This is a genomic window from Nonomuraea sp. 10N515B (assembly GCF_052245915.1).
Classification (GTDB): Bacteria; Actinomycetota; Actinomycetes; order Streptosporangiales; family Streptosporangiaceae; genus Nonomuraea.
This window is the reverse complement of record NZ_JBQQBQ010000026.1, coordinates 13,179-28,644: the sequence shown is the minus strand read 5'-3', so window position 1 is coordinate 28,644 and position 15,466 is coordinate 13,179. Positions and strand designations below refer to the sequence as shown.

Annotated in this window: 19 protein-coding genes; 9 read left to right on the top strand and 10 right to left on the bottom strand. The window is 70.2% G+C overall.

Annotation, left to right across the window (positions count from 1 at the left end):
* Positions 1-85: 85 nt before the first annotated feature.
* The 3 genes from ACTWQA_RS32480 to ACTWQA_RS32470 are packed head-to-tail and all read left to right on the top strand — an operon-like array spanning position 86 to position 1,493.
* Complete coding sequence (locus ACTWQA_RS32480; RefSeq protein WP_327586486.1) at positions 86-238, top strand: hypothetical protein; 153 nt, start codon at positions 86-88, stop codon at positions 236-238.
* Between the two features lie 9 nt (positions 239-247).
* Positions 248-991 carry an MBL fold metallo-hydrolase gene (locus ACTWQA_RS32475; RefSeq protein WP_305914224.1) on the top strand — a complete coding sequence of 248 codons (744 nt, stop codon included), beginning with the start codon at positions 248-250 and terminating at the stop codon, positions 989-991.
* Between the two features lie 28 nt (positions 992-1,019).
* A complete protein-coding gene (locus tag ACTWQA_RS32470; RefSeq protein WP_443162819.1) occupies positions 1,020-1,493 on the top strand; it encodes an NUDIX domain-containing protein in 474 nt (157 codons plus the stop codon).
* Here the strand turns inward: ACTWQA_RS32470 and ACTWQA_RS32465 are convergent.
* A complete protein-coding gene (locus tag ACTWQA_RS32465) occupies positions 1,458-3,359 on the bottom strand; it encodes a sensor histidine kinase (RefSeq protein WP_443162818.1) in 1,902 nt (633 codons plus the stop codon). The genes ACTWQA_RS32470 and ACTWQA_RS32465 overlap by 36 nt on opposite strands.
* Before the next feature lie 62 nt (positions 3,360-3,421).
* Here ACTWQA_RS32465 and ACTWQA_RS32460 point away from each other — a divergent pair, with 62 nt between their 5' ends.
* Complete coding sequence (locus ACTWQA_RS32460; protein WP_305914227.1) at positions 3,422-3,841, top strand: hypothetical protein; 420 nt, start codon at positions 3,422-3,424, stop codon at positions 3,839-3,841.
* Here ACTWQA_RS32460 and ACTWQA_RS32455 read toward each other — a convergent pair whose 3' ends face one another.
* A complete protein-coding gene (locus tag ACTWQA_RS32455) occupies positions 3,842-4,192 on the bottom strand; it encodes a hypothetical protein (protein WP_305914228.1) in 351 nt (116 codons plus the stop codon).
* A 74-nt stretch (positions 4,193-4,266) separates the two neighbouring features.
* Between ACTWQA_RS32455 and ACTWQA_RS32450 the strand changes: the two genes are divergently transcribed.
* Complete coding sequence (locus ACTWQA_RS32450) at positions 4,267-4,794, top strand: DUF6886 family protein (RefSeq protein ID WP_443162817.1); 528 nt, start codon at positions 4,267-4,269, stop codon at positions 4,792-4,794.
* Here ACTWQA_RS32450 and ACTWQA_RS32445 read toward each other — a convergent pair.
* From ACTWQA_RS32445 to xylA, 7 genes are read right to left on the bottom strand one after another with little or no spacing between them, the layout of a single operon-like run.
* On the bottom strand, positions 4,760-5,731 hold the full coding sequence (locus ACTWQA_RS32445) for a ketopantoate reductase family protein (protein WP_443162816.1): 972 nt from the start codon (positions 5,729-5,731) through the stop codon (positions 4,760-4,762). The genes ACTWQA_RS32450 and ACTWQA_RS32445 overlap by 35 nt on opposite strands.
* 19 nt (positions 5,732-5,750) lie before the next feature.
* Entirely contained in the window at positions 5,751-6,479 is a 729-nt protein-coding gene (locus tag ACTWQA_RS32440; protein ID WP_443162815.1) for a glycosyltransferase family 2 protein, read from the bottom strand.
* 60 nt (positions 6,480-6,539) lie between these two features.
* Entirely contained in the window at positions 6,540-7,082 is a 543-nt protein-coding gene (locus ACTWQA_RS32435) for an AAA family ATPase (RefSeq protein WP_443162814.1), read from the bottom strand.
* Positions 7,079-8,680 (bottom strand): lysine--tRNA ligase, encoded by a 1,602-nt coding sequence (lysS, locus tag ACTWQA_RS32430; protein ID WP_443162813.1) that lies wholly within the window; start codon positions 8,678-8,680, stop codon positions 7,079-7,081. The genes ACTWQA_RS32435 and lysS overlap by 4 nt, the downstream gene beginning before the upstream one ends.
* Positions 8,681-8,730: 50 nt before the next feature.
* The gene (locus ACTWQA_RS32425) at positions 8,731-9,834 is read right to left on the bottom strand and encodes a Gfo/Idh/MocA family protein (RefSeq protein WP_443162812.1); all 1,104 of its coding nucleotides are present in this window, start codon (positions 9,832-9,834) and stop codon (positions 8,731-8,733) included.
* Positions 9,831-10,574 (bottom strand): sugar phosphate isomerase/epimerase family protein, encoded by a 744-nt coding sequence (locus ACTWQA_RS32420; protein WP_443162811.1) that lies wholly within the window; start codon positions 10,572-10,574, stop codon positions 9,831-9,833. Before ACTWQA_RS32420 ends, ACTWQA_RS32425 begins: the two co-directional genes overlap by 4 nt.
* A complete protein-coding gene (gene xylA, locus ACTWQA_RS32415) occupies positions 10,571-11,722 on the bottom strand; it encodes a xylose isomerase (RefSeq protein ID WP_327586473.1) in 1,152 nt (383 codons plus the stop codon). Before xylA ends, ACTWQA_RS32420 begins: the two co-directional genes overlap by 4 nt.
* A 90-nt stretch (positions 11,723-11,812) precedes the next feature.
* Between xylA and ACTWQA_RS32410 the strand changes: the two genes are divergently transcribed.
* Both ACTWQA_RS32410 and ACTWQA_RS32405 read left to right on the top strand, forming a co-directional pair.
* Complete coding sequence (locus tag ACTWQA_RS32410; protein WP_443162810.1) at positions 11,813-12,910, top strand: ROK family protein; 1,098 nt, start codon at positions 11,813-11,815, stop codon at positions 12,908-12,910.
* 9 nt (positions 12,911-12,919) lie between these two features.
* The gene (locus tag ACTWQA_RS32405; RefSeq protein WP_443162809.1) at positions 12,920-13,363 is read left to right on the top strand and encodes a GNAT family N-acetyltransferase; all 444 of its coding nucleotides are present in this window, start codon (positions 12,920-12,922) and stop codon (positions 13,361-13,363) included.
* A gap of 21 nt (positions 13,364-13,384) precedes the next feature.
* Here the strand turns inward: ACTWQA_RS32405 and ACTWQA_RS32400 are convergent, their stop codons facing one another.
* Positions 13,385-14,260: an NAD(P)-dependent oxidoreductase gene (locus tag ACTWQA_RS32400; protein WP_443162808.1), complete on the bottom strand. Its 876-nt coding sequence runs from the start codon at positions 14,258-14,260 to the stop codon at positions 13,385-13,387.
* Between the two features lie 119 nt (positions 14,261-14,379).
* Between ACTWQA_RS32400 and ACTWQA_RS32395 the strand changes: the two genes are divergently transcribed.
* Complete coding sequence (locus ACTWQA_RS32395) at positions 14,380-14,733, top strand: winged helix-turn-helix transcriptional regulator (protein ID WP_443162807.1); 354 nt, start codon at positions 14,380-14,382, stop codon at positions 14,731-14,733.
* 88 nt (positions 14,734-14,821) lie between these two features.
* The gene (locus ACTWQA_RS32390) at positions 14,822-15,457 is read left to right on the top strand and encodes a hemerythrin domain-containing protein (RefSeq protein WP_443162806.1); all 636 of its coding nucleotides are present in this window, start codon (positions 14,822-14,824) and stop codon (positions 15,455-15,457) included.
* Positions 15,458-15,466: the final 9 nt, after the last annotated feature.

The following is a 15,466-nucleotide window of genomic DNA, read 5'->3' as shown; positions in this document are numbered from 1 at the left end:
GCGTCATCGTGTCAAGTGACATGCAGGACCCCTGCAACTCGGTGAGGGTTCCATAGGACCAACAGAACCTCCTTGGGGGAGCACCATGATGACCGTCAACCACTGCCCGCGGTGCCACCACGAGCTCGACGAGGGCCCGATCATGTACCGGTGCGCGAACTGCCGCCGCGCCGTCTACGCCGCCGACCTCGAGAACGAGTACGTTCCGCATCTCCACGCCGAGCCTGTCGCCGCCTAGTCTTGGCGCGTGCCGCATCAACCGATAACCGTGTCCGGCGTCGAGGTGACACCACTCTGCGACGCCGTGGGCCCGATGGGGTCGGCGATCCGCCGCCCGCTCGCCGAGATGTTCCCCGATTCGGGGCTCCGGGACGAGCCGTGGGTCCTGCACTTCCACTGCTATCTGCTGCGTTCGGCGGCAGGCCGCCTCACTCTGGTCGACACCGGCATAGGCGGCGCCGAGTCGCCGGCGTCCAGTTGGGCGCCGGTTCCGGGAACGCTGGCCGGCGAGCTGGCCGCGGCCGGCGTCGCGCCCGCTGACATCGACACCGTCGTCCTCACCCACCTGCACAGCGACCACGCCAGCGGCGTGGTGACCGACGACGGCAGGCCGGCGTTCGAGAACGCGCGCCATGTGCTCCAGCAGGCCGAGCTGGACGCCGCGGCGGGGCCCGTGCTCGACCGGCTGCTCGCCCCGATCAAGGGCCAACTTCACGTGGTGGAGGGCCGGGCCGAGGTCGCCCCCGGTGTTCACGTGCACCTCGCGGCGGGGCACACGCCCGGCCATCAGATCGTCCGGGTCGGTGACGTGGCCATGACCGGCGACCTCGTTGTCCATCCCGTGCAGCTCGACGACCCTGGCGTGCGTTACCTCTACGACGACGACCAGGAGGCGGCCGCACGCACCCGCGCCGAGGTGCTCGACGCGCTCAGGGCCGAGCGGGCGATTCTCGCCACCGCCCACTTCAGTGAGCCTTTCCTGCGTCTTTGAGCACGTCCGGGTCTGCCATAGTGCTGGTGTGAACGATTTCTGGGCGACGGTCAACCGGGTGATCGCAGGGGCGGCGGCGTACATCACTGACGAGAAGGGGCGGGTCCTGCTGGTCGACCCGAACTACCGCGAGCACTGGAACTTCCCCGGCGGCATCGTCGACGCCGGGGAGCATCCCGCGCAGGCGTGCGCCAGGGAAGTGGCCGAGGAGGTCGGGCTGGAGGTGGAGGTCGGCAGGCTGCTGACCGTGCACTGGGGTGAGCTGTCGTACATCCCCTATCCGCTGGTCAACTTCCTGTTCGACTGCGGCGAGATCGCCTCTGACACACCCATCACCCTGCAGGTCGAGGAACTGGACGACTACGGGTTCTTCACGGTCGAGGAGGCCGAGCGGCTGCTGCCGAGCCACGTCTACCAGCGGCTGCTGGCCGCGGCGGCCGCCCGGGAGTCCGGCGGGATGAGCTACCTATCGCCTGCTCAGGACGGGCTGATCGGCAAGTAGCGAGGCGGGCAGGGCCACCATCGCGGTCAGGCCGCCGTACGGCGAGGGCGACAGGGTGACCTTGATGTCGTGCCGGGCCGCCAGTCTGCTGACCACGAACAAGCCGAGCCGGTCGCTCTGCGCCAGGTCGAACTCCGGCGTCGTGGTCAGCCGGTCGTTGAGCTCGTCGAGCTCGACGCGGGGCAGGCCGAGCCCTCGGTCCTCGACCTCGACCACCAGGCCGTTCGGGGTCGCCGTGCTCCGCACGTCCACCCTGGTCTGGGGCGGCGAGAACAGCGTGGCGTTCTCGACCAGCTCGGCCATCAGATGGGCCACGTCCGTGACCGCCGAGCCCAGCAGCGCGACCGGCGGCGTCTGGAGCACCTCGACCCGCTCGTACTCCTCCACCTCCGCCACCGCCGCGCGCAGCACGTCATGGATCGGCACCGGATTGCGCCAGCCGCGACCCGGGGTCTGGCCGGACAGGATGATCAGGCTCTCGGCGTGCCGGCGCATGCGGGTCGTGAGGTGGTCCAGCTTGAACAGGTCCGCCAGGAGCTCCGGCTGCTCGGTCGCCCGTTCCATGCTGTCGAGCTGGAGCAGCTGCCGGTGCAGCAGCGACTGGTTGCGCCTGGCCAGGTTGACGAAGACCTGGCTGACGCCGTGCCGCAGCCTGGCCTGGTCCACCGCCGCCTCGACGGCCGTGGACTGCACCTGGTTGAAAGCCTCGACGATGTCGTCCACCTCGGCGCTGTGCGTCCTGACCTCCAGCGGCGCGATCTCGGCCGGCGTGGGCGTGGCCGTGTTCGTCCGCAGCCGCCTGACCAGCCCGGGCAGCCGTACTTCGGCCAGCTCTGTGGCGGCGTCGCGGAGCCCGGCCAGCTCGCGCACCAGGCGCTTGCGGAAGCGCAGCGAGAGCATGATCGAGGCGATGACGGCGACGAGGCCCACGCCGCCGGCCACGCCGATCTTGACCAGCATGCCGATGGCCGTCGGGGTGACCCGCTGCGTGATGCCGGTCACGGCCGCGGCCTGGTTGCGCTCGACGGCCCGCCACAGGTTCTCGCCGTCCACGGGCCAGGTGGCGGCCGTCGCGGGCAGGCCGTTCGTGGCCGCCTGCCCCCTGATGGCGTCCTCGGCCTTCAGGAACTCCTGGTAGACGGGCGAGGTGGACAACGTCTCGTACGGCCCCCGCAGGTCGGCGTCCAGGTGCGAGAGCGCCTGCGCGAACAGCAGCCGCCTGGTCGCGGCCATCCCCGTGAACGCCTCCCGATCCCGGGGCTCCACCTGGCCCTTGGCCAGCACCACGGCGATCATCGCCCGTTCCCTGGACAGCAGGTCCTTGGCCTCGCCCAGCATGGTGATGGCCTTGGCCTGCCGGTAGAGCGTCATCTCGGGCACCAGCACCATGGCGTCGTACATGCGGAAGGACGCATCCACGATCTGGCTGTAGCCGTCGATGACGTCGAGCGGCGCGACGCTCGCGCCGTCCACGTCCTTGCGGACCTGAGCGAGCTGGTCGAGCTTGCCGTTCAGGGTGTTGAGCTGCGCGATCATCTCGGGCGACAGGTCGCGGACGTTCCTGACCAGGCGGCGGAACGCCGCCACGGCCCGGTCGGTCTGGCCGCGCCGCTTGGCGAGGGCGTCCGCGCCCCGCCCGCTGACCAGGACCTCCACAGAGGCCAGCCGCTCCTCCTGCAGCGCGATGTTGACCTGCTCCGACGGCGTGGCCAGGTTCGTGACCAAATCGTTGATCGCGAGCAGGCGGACACCGTCCGCGCCGGTCAGGCCCGCCGCGAACGCCCACAGCCCGACGAGGGACAGCAGCGGGACGAGCAGCAGGATGAGGAGCTTCACAGCAATGGGACGGCCACGCTTGGGGGGCATGCGACCTCCGGGTGCATGATGAGATCGCCTCGCAGATTACACCCCCCTTTGGAAGGATTTCTGTGCGTCTTCCGCGTTCTTTCTCCGGCTGGACCATCGCGGTCTTCGGATTCCTGGCCTTCGCCCTGGGGCTGCTCGGGCTGGTCTCGCCCGGCACGCAGCTGTCCATGCTGGGTTTCGAGGTGCTCGACGAACGGCCGGCCGGCGACTATACGGCGGTTTTCATGGCGGCATCGTCGATGGCGGCGGTGAACATGGGCGTCTACTACATGTTCGCGGCGTCGGCGGATTACACGCCGTTCTTCCGTTGGACCGTGCCGTTCAGGCTCGTGACGTTCACCGTCTTCACCGCGCTGGTGGTAACCGGGACGGCGCCGTCCGGGTTCTTCGGCGTCGGGTTGTGGGAGGGGCTGGGGGCGGCGGTCACGGGATTCGCGCTCTGGCGCGAGGGCAAGCTGATGCCCTCGCGCCAGGCGGCCTGATCACGGATTGTCGGAGCCGCCGGCCACGAGGCGGTCGCCGGCCCTGTGCTCGCGTTCCAGCCGCCGCTCCAGATCGCGTTTCTCGTCCTCCAGCCGGGCCACTTGGTCGGAGGCCTCGGCCCTGGCACTGCGCAGCCTGCGGCGGTGCCTGGCCGTCCGGCGCGAACCCGAGCCCAGCATCCAGAGACCCAGCGCCAGGACGGCCATGGTGACCGCGCCCGCCAGGAACATCTCCAGGTGGTTGAGCTCAAAGGTGTATCCGAACAGGATGTACCTCGAGCTCTCCTCGGTGAGGACCAGGGCCACGGCGCCGCCGGCGAGCAGGACCAGGAGAAGACCCAAAAGAATCATCCAACTCACCCCTTGTCGTCAGAGCGCGGTTCTCCTTCCCCGATGGCGTCGGGGTATGCGCGATGATGACGTTCATGAGACCCGAGCCCGGACAGGTGCTCCACTTCTCCGAGGACCCGACGATCGAGCGGTTCGTCCCGCACGTGGCGCCCACGAGCGCGCTGAGCGAGGCGTACGTGTGGGCGGTCGACCACGACCGCTGCCCCGACTACTGGTTCCCCCGTGCCTGCCCGCGGGCGATGGCGTGGGTGGGGCCGCGCACCACAGAGGCGGACAAGGTTCGCATCATCGGCCCTGGCTGCGGTGAGCGTGTGCACGCCATCGAATACGGCTGGCTCGACGCCCTCAGGGACGTCAAGCTGTACGCCTACCGCCTGCCGGCCGACGACTTCGCGCCCATCGGCGACCCGCCGAGCGCGGTGGTCGCGAAGGTGCCGGTCGAGCCGCTCGGCCCGCCCGAGCGCGTGGGTGACCTGTTCGAGCTGCACGAAGAGGCGGGGATTCAGTTGCGGGTGCTGCCCAACCTGTGGGCGTTCTGGCACGAGGTGATCGAGAGCACGCTGGAGTTCAGCGGGATTCGGCTGCGCAACGCTCGTCGATGAGCGCGACCAGCGTCTCCAGCGGCATCGAGGCGGGCGGGAGCTTCTCGCGGGCGTGCCGGTTCGCCTCGCGCCGCAGCACCTCGTTGACCGGAGTGGGCACGCCGTGCAGGCGGCCCAGCAGGACGATCTCGCCGTTGAGGTAGTCGGCCTCGATGGAGCCGCTGGACCTGGCCAGGCTCTGCCACGATGAGCCGCCGCCGCGGTCGACGCCCTCGATGGGGCGCATGTCCACCTGGTGGCCACGCATCTGGCGTTCGTCCTCGGGGGTGGAGTACGCGATGCCGGCCTTGTCCAGCACGTCCATGGCCTCGGCCCGGGCCCGGTCCACGACCGCCGCCATACCGTCGGCATGGCCGACAAGGGCCTCCACGGCGTTGGCGAGGTTGCCGAGCAGTTTGCCGTGCTTCCAGCGCATCACGTCGGGGACCGCGCGGGCCACGAGGCCCCGCTTGCCGAGGTCGGTGACGATGCGCGCGGCGAGGTCGTCCACACCTTGTGGATAGCGCCCGACGTGCAGCATGCCCGAGTACGGGTAGCCGTGGGCGGCCACCACGCCGGGCTCCAGGTGCTGGGCGGGCAGCCAGACGCACATGCCGTAAACGCGCGAAAACCGCCGCAGGACCATGCGCTCGTTGGCGACGCCGTTCTGGGCGCACACCACGGGCAGGTCCGTCGGCCAGTCGGCCAGCGCGGCGATCGTGTCCTGGGACTTGGTGGCCAGGATCAGCACGTCGTCGTCGCGGGCCGGCACGGGGCCGTCGGCGGCGGGGATGTCGAGGGTCTCAGTGGTCTCAGGGGTGATCAGGCGCAGGCCGTCCCGCTTTAGCGCTTCGTAGTGGGCGCCTCTCGCGATCAGCAGAACGTCGTGCCCGCCTTGGTACAGGCGGGCACCAATGGTTCCACCAACGGCTCCTGCTCCGATCACTATGTAGCGCATTGTCCGAGGATGTCATTCCTCATTTGGCAAGCGCTACCTGGGTCTGCGTCGTCACGGCGGTGCCGCGCGTGCGTTCCCGCATGATCGTCTTGAGGACGCGCCAGCCGTCGCGGACGGCGTTGAGGTTGCTGGTGCCGTGGATGCGGGAGCGCTCGTGGCTGGGGACCTCGCGGATGACGAGCCCGGCCTGGGCGGCGCGGACGTTCATCAGCGTCTCGATTTCGAAACCGTCGCAATCGAGGTCAAGGGCCTCCAGGTGGCGCGCCCAGAAGGCGTTGTAGCCGTAGCAGAGGTCGGTGTATCGGGTGCCGTAGAGCAGGTTGGTCAGCCCGGTGAGGACCTTGTTGCCGAGCGAGCGCCACGGGCTGAGGTCGTCGGAGCCGCCGCCGGGCGCGTATCTGGAGCCCTTGGCGAAGTCGGCGCCGGCGAGCAACGTGTCGACGAAGGAGCGGATCTCACGGCCGTCCGTGGAGCCGTCAGCGTCGATCATCACGATGATGTCGCCCCTGGCGGCCTGGAAGCCCTCGATGAGCGCGTTGCCCTTGCCGCGCCGGGTCTGCACGACGACCCGCAGGTCCGGGCGCAGCCTCCGCGCCACGGCGATGGTGTCGTCGGTCGAGTTGCCGTCGACCAGGATCACCTCGTCGATCCAGTCGGGCAGCGTGGCGAAGACATGGGGAAGGTTCTCGGCCTCGTTCATCGCGGGAACGATGACACTGACGCTGGCGGCGGAAAGCTGCTTGTTCATGGAAACAAGGTCCTCCTGCACACATGCAGGCGACTTGACTCTGCCTTGCATTGGTCCTTTCTAAGGAAGATCGTCGTCGACTCTCGCTTCGCGGACCCTTGAAAGGATCTCCTCCACCGTCTCCTCCGGGCTCTGTCGCGAGGTGTCCAGCCACAGGCCGATGCGCGGGGTCTCGCGGTGGAGCACCTGGTCGAGCAGGGTCACCGTCCAGCCGCCGCCGTAGCCGTCCTTGGCCCGGGCCCGCTCCCGAGCCTCCACCGCGGCCGGGTCCGGAGCGAGCACGACCACGTGCAACGGGCGGGTGCGGATGAGCTTCGTGAAGCGCTCCAGGTCCGCTCCGAGGATGACGTCCTGGACGATCGGCGTGAACCCGGCCTCGGCGTACAGGTCGGCCGTGGTCGCCGCGATCCGGTAACGGAGGTGGAGTTGGCGGACCGCCTCGTCGATCGGCTCGGGGGTCATCTCGGCGCGGCCGGAGACCACCATGCGGCGGAAGGTGTCGCCGCGGACGTGGGCCGCGCGAGGCAGGCGCTCGGCCAGGGCCTGCGCCACGGTGGACTTGCCGGCAGCCGAGACGCCGGTGATGAGGACCGCGCCGTTCACGCGCCCACGAGTTTCCTGACCCGGTCGGCGCCCACGGCGAGCAGGAGTGTGGGAAGCCGTGGGCCGGTGTCGCGGCCGACGAGCAGCTTGTAGAGCAGGGCGAAGAAGGCCCGTTGGGCAGCCTTCAGCTCAGGGGTGGGGTCGGCGTCGGCGGGCAAGCCCGCTTGGGCCTTCGGCACCCCGTACACGAGCGTGGTCAGCCCGTCGAGTGACCAGTCGTCGAGGCCGTCGGCCAGCAGCCGCAGCGACTCCCGCTCGCTCGCGCCGAGCGAGTCGAGCAGTTCTTCGTCCGGCGACTCCCGCACCCGGGTGCGCTGGTCGGCGGGCAGGTGGGCGTCGACCCAGCGCTGTGCCCGGTCCAGGCGGGGGCGGGCGGCGTCGAGGTCGCCGATCCCGTCGAGGTCGCGCAGGATGCGCAGGGTCTGCTCGGCGTGGCCGGTCGTGATGTCCACGATGGAGGCCAACGTCCGGTAGGGGACGGGGCGCGGGGTGACGGGCAGCGGGCCCTCGGCCGTGTGCACCGCGCGGTCGTAGGCGGCCAGCTCGGCGGGTTGGGCCTGGCCCGCGGCCACCTTGCGGCCGAGGGCGTCCCACTCGTCGTAGAGCCGGTGGATCTCCTGGTCGAAGGCGATCTTGAAGGACTGGGCGGGCTTACGGCGGGCGTACAGCCAGCGCAGCACCGGCGCCTCCATGATCTCCAGGGCGTCGGCCGCGGTCGGCACGTCTCCCTTGGAACTGCTCATCTTGGCCATGCCGGTGATGCCGACGAACGCGTACATGGGGCCGATCGGCTGCTGCCCGCCGAACACGTCGGACACGATCCGGCCGCCGACGGTCCACGCCGAGCCCGGAGAGTGGTGGTCGACGCCGGACGGCTCGAAGATCACGCCCTCGTACGCCCACCGCATCGGCCAGTCGACCTTCCACACCAGCTTGCCGCGGTCGTGCTCGGCCAGCCGCACGGTCTCGCCGAAGCCGCACTCGCAGGTGTAGGCCAGCTCGGTGGTCGCATCGTCGTAGGCCGTGACGGTCGTGAGGTCGCGCCCGCACAGGTCGCAGTAGGGCTTGTAGGGGAAGTAGTCCTCCACCTGCTTCGACCGGTGCCGCGACAACACGGCGTCGATCGCGGCCCGCTCGCGCACCGCCAGCAGGATCTGCTCCCGGTAGGCGCCCGAGGTGTATTGCTCGGTCTGGCTGATCGTCCGGCACTGCACGCCCAGCTCGGCCATGGCCTCGATCATGGGGGCCTTGAAGTGCTCGGCCCAGTTGGCGTGTGCGCTGCCCGGCGGGGCGGGCACCGACGTCAGCGGCTTGCCGATGTGCTCGGCCCACGACGGGTCGATGCCCGCGGGCACCCTGCGGAACCGGTCGTAGTCATCCCAGGACAGCAGGTGCGTGCACGCGACCCCACGCCGCCTGATCTCGTCGGCGACGAGGTGGGGCGTCATGATCTCGCGCAGGTTGCCCAGGTGGACCGGGCCGGACGGGCTCAGGCCGGAGGCGCAGACGATGGGGGTGCCAGGCGCGCGCTTCTCCGCCTCGGAGATCACCTGGTCCGCGAACCTGGACACCCAGTCGGTCTCGCCACTCGTAGCCATCGGGCCATTCTCGCGGTTCCCGGCGGCTCAGGCCAACGTATTCGCAAAGCTCACGGCAGCGTGCGCGCGTACGGGTCCCACTCGGCGGGAAGCGGCTCCGGCGTGGTCAGGCTCGAGGCGATCGGGCGGAACTCCGATCGTTCGCCGGAATCGGCGATGGCGACCATGAGCTCCAGCACGTGGTACGCCAGCTCACCGGACGCCCGATGCGCCGTGCCCGCGCGGATCGACCTGGCCATGTCCAGGACGCCGATGCCGCGCCCGGCCGTGGTGCCGGACAGCGGCAGCTCCCGCCAGTCGGTGTCGTGCAGGCCGCGGGCCAGCAGCGGCCCCTCGAAGGTGTTCGGGTCGGGGAGCGACAGCGCGCCCTCGGTGCCGATGATCTCGATCATCCTGCGGTTGACGGCCGAGTCGAAGCTGAACGTGGCCGCCGCCGTGGCCGTGCCCGGGAAGTCGAGCAGGGCATTGACGTGGGTCGGCACGTCCACCGGGAAGATCTTCCCCGCCTTCGGCCCCGAGCCGACGACCCGCTGGTCACGGGCCCTGCGGCTGTCCGCCGCCACCCGGGCGACGGGGCCGAGCAGGGGCACCAGGGCGGTCAGGTAGTAGGGGCCGAGGTCGAACAGCGGCCCGCCGCCGGGCTGGTAGAAGAACTCGGGGTTGGGATGCCAGGACTCCGGGCCGAGGCTCTGCGTGGCCGCCGTGACGGCGACCGGCTCGCCGATGACGCCCGAGCGCAGGGCGTGCACCGTGGACTGGAGCCCGGCGCCGAGGAAGGTGTCGGGGGCGCCGCCGACCCGCAGGCCGAGGTTGGCGGCCTCGGCCATGATCTTCGCTCCGTCGTCGGTGTTCATGGCGAGGGGCTTCTCGCTGTACACGTGCTTGCCCGCGCGCAGCGACTCCAGCGCGACGGCCGCGTGCGCCGACGGGATGGTGAGGTTGACGACGATCTCGACCTCGGGCACGGCGAGCACCGTCCCGAGGTGGCCCGACACGGGGACGTCGTACTCCCGCGCGACCTCGGCGGCGCGCTCGGCGTCGAGGTCCCCGACGCCGAGCACGCGCACGTCGGGGAAGGCGGTGAGGTTGCGGAGGTACTGGCCACTGATGTTTCCGGCGCCGACCAGGGCGACGCCGACGGGGCCATGACTCAAGAGCCCTCCAAGGAGGTGAGATAGGCGTGACTGTCCGCGAGAGCGGCGAAGATGTCGGTCGCGCACTCGTCGAGCTCGACGATGCGCCAGGCGGCGGGCGCGGCGGCCAGGATGCCGGGCACGGGCATGACGCCCTGGCCCACCGCGACGTGCGGCTCGCCCTTGACCACCGGCCCGTCCTTGACGTGCAGCGCCAGCGTGCGCTCGGCCAGGCGGCCGAGCAGGGCGGGCACGTCGGCGCCGCCCACGGCCGCCCAGTACGTGTCGATCTCCAGGAAGACCTCGGGGGCGAGCAGGTCGGCCAGTACCTCGATCGCGTGCCGGCCCTCGACCTGCGGCTCGATCTCCCACCAGTGGTTGTGGTAGCCGATCCGCATGCCGTGCCCCGCCGCCTGCTCGGCCAGGCCGTTCAGCAGGTCGGCGGTGCGCCGGAGGCCGTCGCGGGTGGTGAACTCCTCCTCGGCGATGCCGCCGGGGAGGATCACCAGGTCGGTGCCGACCGTGGCGATGGCGTCGAAGACCTTCGCGGGCTCCTGGCTGAGCAGCGCGTACGCGTGCGTGCTCGACACGCTCAGCCCCAGGTCGTCGGCGACCTGGCGGAAGCCCTTGGGGTCGGCCGTCGGGTCGTAGGGCTCCACCGCCTGGTAGCCGAGCTCCGCGATGCGCCGTAAGACGGCGTCGCGGTCGGCGGCCATCGCCTCCCTGACCGTGTAGAGCTGGACGCTGATGGGTTTGCTCATCCGCGTACCCCCATGAGGTGCTCGAGCGCGAGCTGGTTGAGCCGGGTGAAGTGGAAGCCGCGCAGGGCCGCCGCCTCGACGTCGAAGTCGTCCTTGGCCAGGTCCTGCCAGGTCTCACCCGCCGCCAGCGTGGGCTGGGCCAGCTCGTCCACGCGCGAGGCGCGGATGGCCTCCTGGACCTCGGGGTCCTGGCGGAACTTGGCGGCCTTGTCCTTGAGGATCAGGTACGTGCGCATGTTGGCCGCGGCCGAGACCCACACGTCCTCGGGGTCATCGGTACGCAGCGGCTTGTAGTCGAAGACGAGCGGGCCGTCGTAACCGTGCGACTCCAGCAGGTCCACCAGGAAGAACGCGCTCTTCAGATCGCCGTGCCCGAAGATCAGGTCCTGGTCGTACTTCGGGCCGTGCTGGCCGTTGAGGTCGATGTGGAAGAGCTTGCCGCGCCACAGGGCCTGGGCGATGCCGTGCACGAAGTTGAGCCCGGCCATCTGCTCGTGGCCGACCTCGGGGTTGACGCCCACCATCTCGGGGTGCTCCAACTCGTTGATCAGGGCCAGCGCGTGGCCGATCGTGGGCAGGAGGATGTCGCCGCGGGGCTCGTTGGGCTTGGGCTCGATGGCGAAGCGGATGTCGTAGCCCTTGTCGATGACGTACTGGCAGATGAGGTCCAGGCCCTCCTTGTAGCGGTCCATGGCGGCCTTGACGTCCTTGGCGGCGTCGGACTCGGCGCCCTCGCGCCCGCCCCAGCACACGTACGTCTTCGCGCCGAGCGAGGCGGCCAGGTCGAGGTTGCGCATGACCTTGCGCAGGGCGTAGCGGCGCACGTCGCGGTCGTTGCTGGTGAAGGCGCCGTCCTTGAACACCGGGTGGGTGAACAGGTTCGTGGTGGCCGCGGGGACCTTCATGCCGGTCTCGTCCAGGGCCTTCCTGAAGGCGGCGATGGCCTTGTCCCGGTCGGGCTCGACGGCGAGCAGGTCGTCGTCGTGGAAGCTGACGCCGTAGGCGCCCAGCTCGGCCAGGCGGTGCACGGTCTCCACCGGGTCGAGCGCGGGGCGGGAGGCGTCGCCGAACGGGTCGCGCGCCTGCCAGCCCACGGTCCACAGGCCAAAGGAGAAGCGGTCGTCCGGGGTCGGGGTGAATGCGGTCATTTGCGTGCGCTCCCTGATATTAGTCCATAATCTGTACATAATCCTGAGGAGGTGGATGGGGTGTCGTCAAGAGGTGTCCGGCATGATTCCATGCGTGCCCGTAACTTGGCCGTAGTACTCGGCGCCATCCACGGAACAGGACCTCACACCCGGGCCGCGCTCGCTGAGATGACCGGATTGACCAAGACCACCGTGTCGAGCCTGGTCGCGGACCTGCTGGAGGCGGGGGTGGTGACCGAGAGCGGCGCGGTGCGCGGCGGCGAGCGCGGTCGCCCCGGCGTGGCGGTGAGCTTGAGCGGCCACCGGGTGGCCACGCTCGGACTGGAGATCAACATCGACTACCTGGCCGCCTGCGTCGTCGACCTCACCCGCACCGTACGGCTGCGCCGCACCCAGCCGGCCGACAACCGCAACTCGAACCCGGCGGAGATCCTGGAGCGGCTGCGCGACCTGGTGAAGGAGACCACCGTCGAGGCCGAGTCGGCCGGGTTGCGGGTCATCGGCGCCGCCCTGGCCGTGCCGGGGACGGTGGAGGGCGGGGTGTTGCGTCACGCCCCACACCTGGGCTGGCGCGATGTGCGGGTGGACGACCTCACCATCGACAACGAGGCCAACCTGGCGGCGCTGGGCGAGCTGTGGTTCGGCTCGCGGGCCACGGACTTCCTGTACGTCTCCGGCGAGATCGGCATCGGAGCGGGGCTCGTCGTCGGCGGCACGGTGTTCCGCGGCACGTTCGGGCAGGCCGGCGAGCTGGGCCACGTCGTCGTCGTGCCCGACGGGCCCGCGTGCCGGTGCGGCGGGCGCGGCTGCCTGGAGGTGTACGCGGGACAGGACGCTCTGCTCGGCCCCCTGGACTCGGTGGCCGCGCTGGTGGCCCGCCTGGAGTCGGGTGAGCGGCGCGCGCTGGAGTCGTGCGAGCGCGCCGGGCACGCCCTCGGTGTGGCGCTCACCTCCGCGGTGCACCTGCTCGACCCCGGCAGGATCGTGCTCGGCGGGATCTTCGCCCCGCTGTTCCCCTGGCTGGAAGGTCCGGTGGCGGACGGGCTCGGGACCCGGCTCGGTCACATGCGCGGCACGCCGCCGCCCCTCGTCGTCTCGGGGATCGGCGCGGACGCGGCGGTGCTGGGCGCGGCCGGGCTGGTCATCCAGCGGGTCCTCGCCGACCCCGCCGAGATCCTCGGCCTCTAACATGTCGCCATGCTGGTGATCGAGGAGCGCACCGCCGACGACGGCGAGCTGGCGGGGCTGCTGGATGCGGCGTTCGCGGAGCTGGTCGCCCGGTACGGGCTCGACGGGCGTTCGCAGGTCAAGGAAGGGGCCAGATATCTCGTGGCGTCCGTGGCCGGCCAGGCCGTCGCCTGCGGCGCCGTCCAGCCCGTGGACGCCGTCACTGGGGAGCTCAAGCGGATGTACGTGGTTCCCGGCCATCGCGGCCAGGGCATCGCCACGTCACTGCTGTCGGCGCTGGAGGACCTGGCCCGCGACCTGGGTTACCGGCGGCTGCGCCTGGCCACCGGCGTGCGGCAACCCGAGGCCATCGCGCTCTACGAGCGGTGCGCGTACACGCTCACCGAGCCCTACGGCAAGTACGTGGACGCGCCCCTGACCCGCTGCTACCAGAAGGCGCTGGCTAGAGCGTGACGCCAGGCCCGTCGCGAGCGCTCAGACCGGTTGCTTGATGCTCTCGATGATCCGGGCGAAGCCCTCCCCGCCGTGGCCCGCGTCGATCTGGCGTTGGATGAGCCGCTGGACCGTGGCGACCACCTCGGTGCTGATGCCCTGGTCGGAGCTGGCGGCCAGGAGGTGGTCGAGATCGGAGAACTCGAGGCTCTGCTGCCCTTCAACGGTGTAGTCCCCGCCGTCGATGACCGCGGCGAACCCTTGGAACGCGCCGGTCATGGCGGTCAGCCAAGGTGCGGCCATGCCGGCGAACTCGCCCGCCGTCACCCCGGCCGGCGCCACCATGGCGGCGCCGTGCATGAATCCGGCGAACATGACGTACATGCCCGCAAGGAGCGCGAGGTCGTACAGGGACGCCAGCCCGGCGTCCTCCCCGAAATAGGTGCTGGATCCCCACAGGTCGAGCAGCGGCTTGTATTGCTGGAAGACTTCGGCCGATCCGCTGTAGAGGATCGATGACCCAGGCTGGCCGATCATGTGCGGTACGGCCATGATGCCGCCGTCCAGATACGCGACGCCGGCAGCGGCGGCCCAGGCGGCCAATTCCCGTGACTGAGCCGGCGACGTCGTGGTGACGTTGATCAAGGTTCGTCCGGCCAGGTCATCGGAGAGCGGATCAAGCACCTCGTGGACCGACGCGTGGTCCAGCAGGCATGCGATCACCAGCCGACTGGCCCGGACCGCGTCGCCGGCCGTGGCGGCGGCCTTCGCGCCCTGCGCGACGAGATCATCCGCCTTCCCCGCCGAGCGGTTCCAGACCGTTGTCGCGTATCCGGCCTTCACCAAGGCGCCTGCGAGAGCGCCGCCCATCGCGCCCAGCCCGAGAACACTCACCTGGACGCTGTCGTTGGTCGTCATGTACGGATCCCCCTAGTGATTCGTCGTTCGGCTAGATCCTCGCCGCTGCCGGTAGGGTTGGCCAGTACGGACTATTTAGTCAGGTACTCACCTTCTGGTAAGTGCATCGTGGAGGGCGGATGGCGGCATCAGCACGGAGTGGTCCCTACTTCTGCGGCATCGACGCGGCGATGGACGTGGTCGCCGGCAAGTGGAAGTCGCTGATCCTCTGGGAGCTGCACAACTACGGGACCCGTCGCTTCGCCGAGCTCCGGCGCGGCCTGCCGGGCGTCAGCGAGAAGATGCTGATTCAGCATCTGCGGGAGATGGAAGAAGACGGGCTCGTCCATCGTGAGGTCTATCGCGAGGTGCCGCCGAAGGTGGAATATTCCCTGACAGAGCAGGGCGTCTCGCTCAACGCCGCCCTTGCCCCCTTGGGAGAATGGGGCTCCGAACGCATGCGGCGGATCGGCGCCGAAAGGGTGGCTCACTAGGAGTCCCAGCGCATACCAAGCCGGTACCAAGAGAAGAGTCAGAGCGGCGGCGCACGCTGGTGCCCTACCCAAGAGGAGGAGCATCACGATGGCGCCCAACCTGCTCGGAATCCGTCTCGCCCACCGCGCCATGCGCGGCGACGTCCGCCGTCTGGCCAGGTTGATGGACCGGCTCGCGACCGGCGACGAGCCGGCCGACCCGGCCAGGCTCACCGCGATCGCCACGTTCGCCACCAAGCTGTGCGACGGCATCCACCATCACCACCAGGCCGAGGACGCCGTGTTGTGGCCGGTCATCGTACGTTCGGCCGGCGCCGCGGTGGACCTGAGCGACCTGAGCGACGATCACGCCCAGCTGGAGCGGCTGCTGGAGGAGATCAGCTGGTTCGCCACCCGGCTCGGCAAGGACCCGGTGGCCGCCAAGCGGATGGCCGCGGCCCTCGGCACCCTCGCCGACCTGCTGGACGAGCACATCGAGCAGGAGGAACGCCTGCTCTTCCCGATCATCGCCAAATACGTGTCCGAGCCGGACTGGAACACGGTCGAGAACGCCGTGAGCAAGGACGGCGACCTCGGCTTCGAGCTGCCGCGGATCGGCCAGTACGCGCGCCCCGACGAGCTGGCCGAGCTCCGAAGGGTGGCGGGGCCGGTGCTGGCGCTCCTGCTCGCGCTGCTGAACCGCGGGCACCGGCGCCGCCAGAAGCTGATCTTCGGCGCGGCGTGACGCCACCGG

What these genes read in the sequence shown, in the direction of transcription:
- ACTWQA_RS32440 (WP_443162815.1), bottom strand. Translation starts at nt 6,479, where the DNA reads ATGAACAAGCAGCTTTCCGCCGCCAGCGTCAGTGTCATCGTTCCCGCG.
- ACTWQA_RS32390 (WP_443162806.1), top strand. Translation starts at nt 14,822, where the DNA reads ATGGCGCCCAACCTGCTCGGAATCCGTCTCGCCCACCGCGCCATGCGC.
- ACTWQA_RS32465 (WP_443162818.1), bottom strand. Translation starts at nt 3,359, where the DNA reads ATGCCCCCCAAGCGTGGCCGTCCCATTGCTGTGAAGCTCCTCATCCTG.
- ACTWQA_RS32420 (WP_443162811.1), bottom strand. Translation starts at nt 10,574, where the DNA reads ATGAGCAAACCCATCAGCGTCCAGCTCTACACGGTCAGGGAGGCGATG.
- ACTWQA_RS32410 (WP_443162810.1), top strand. Translation starts at nt 11,813, where the DNA reads ATGCGTGCCCGTAACTTGGCCGTAGTACTCGGCGCCATCCACGGAACA.
- xylA (WP_327586473.1), bottom strand. Translation starts at nt 11,722, where the DNA reads ATGACCGCATTCACCCCGACCCCGGACGACCGCTTCTCCTTTGGCCTG.
- ACTWQA_RS32450 (WP_443162817.1), top strand. Translation starts at nt 4,267, where the DNA reads ATGAGACCCGAGCCCGGACAGGTGCTCCACTTCTCCGAGGACCCGACG.
- ACTWQA_RS32400 (WP_443162808.1), bottom strand. Translation starts at nt 14,260, where the DNA reads ATGACGACCAACGACAGCGTCCAGGTGAGTGTTCTCGGGCTGGGCGCG.
- ACTWQA_RS32455 (WP_305914228.1), bottom strand. Translation starts at nt 4,192, where the DNA reads ATGATTCTTTTGGGTCTTCTCCTGGTCCTGCTCGCCGGCGGCGCCGTG.
- ACTWQA_RS32480 (WP_327586486.1), top strand. Translation starts at nt 86, where the DNA reads ATGATGACCGTCAACCACTGCCCGCGGTGCCACCACGAGCTCGACGAG.
- ACTWQA_RS32445 (WP_443162816.1), bottom strand. Translation starts at nt 5,731, where the DNA reads ATGCGCTACATAGTGATCGGAGCAGGAGCCGTTGGTGGAACCATTGGT.
- ACTWQA_RS32395 (WP_443162807.1), top strand. Translation starts at nt 14,380, where the DNA reads ATGGCGGCATCAGCACGGAGTGGTCCCTACTTCTGCGGCATCGACGCG.
- ACTWQA_RS32405 (WP_443162809.1), top strand. Translation starts at nt 12,920, where the DNA reads ATGCTGGTGATCGAGGAGCGCACCGCCGACGACGGCGAGCTGGCGGGG.
- lysS (WP_443162813.1), bottom strand. Translation starts at nt 8,680, where the DNA reads ATGGCTACGAGTGGCGAGACCGACTGGGTGTCCAGGTTCGCGGACCAG.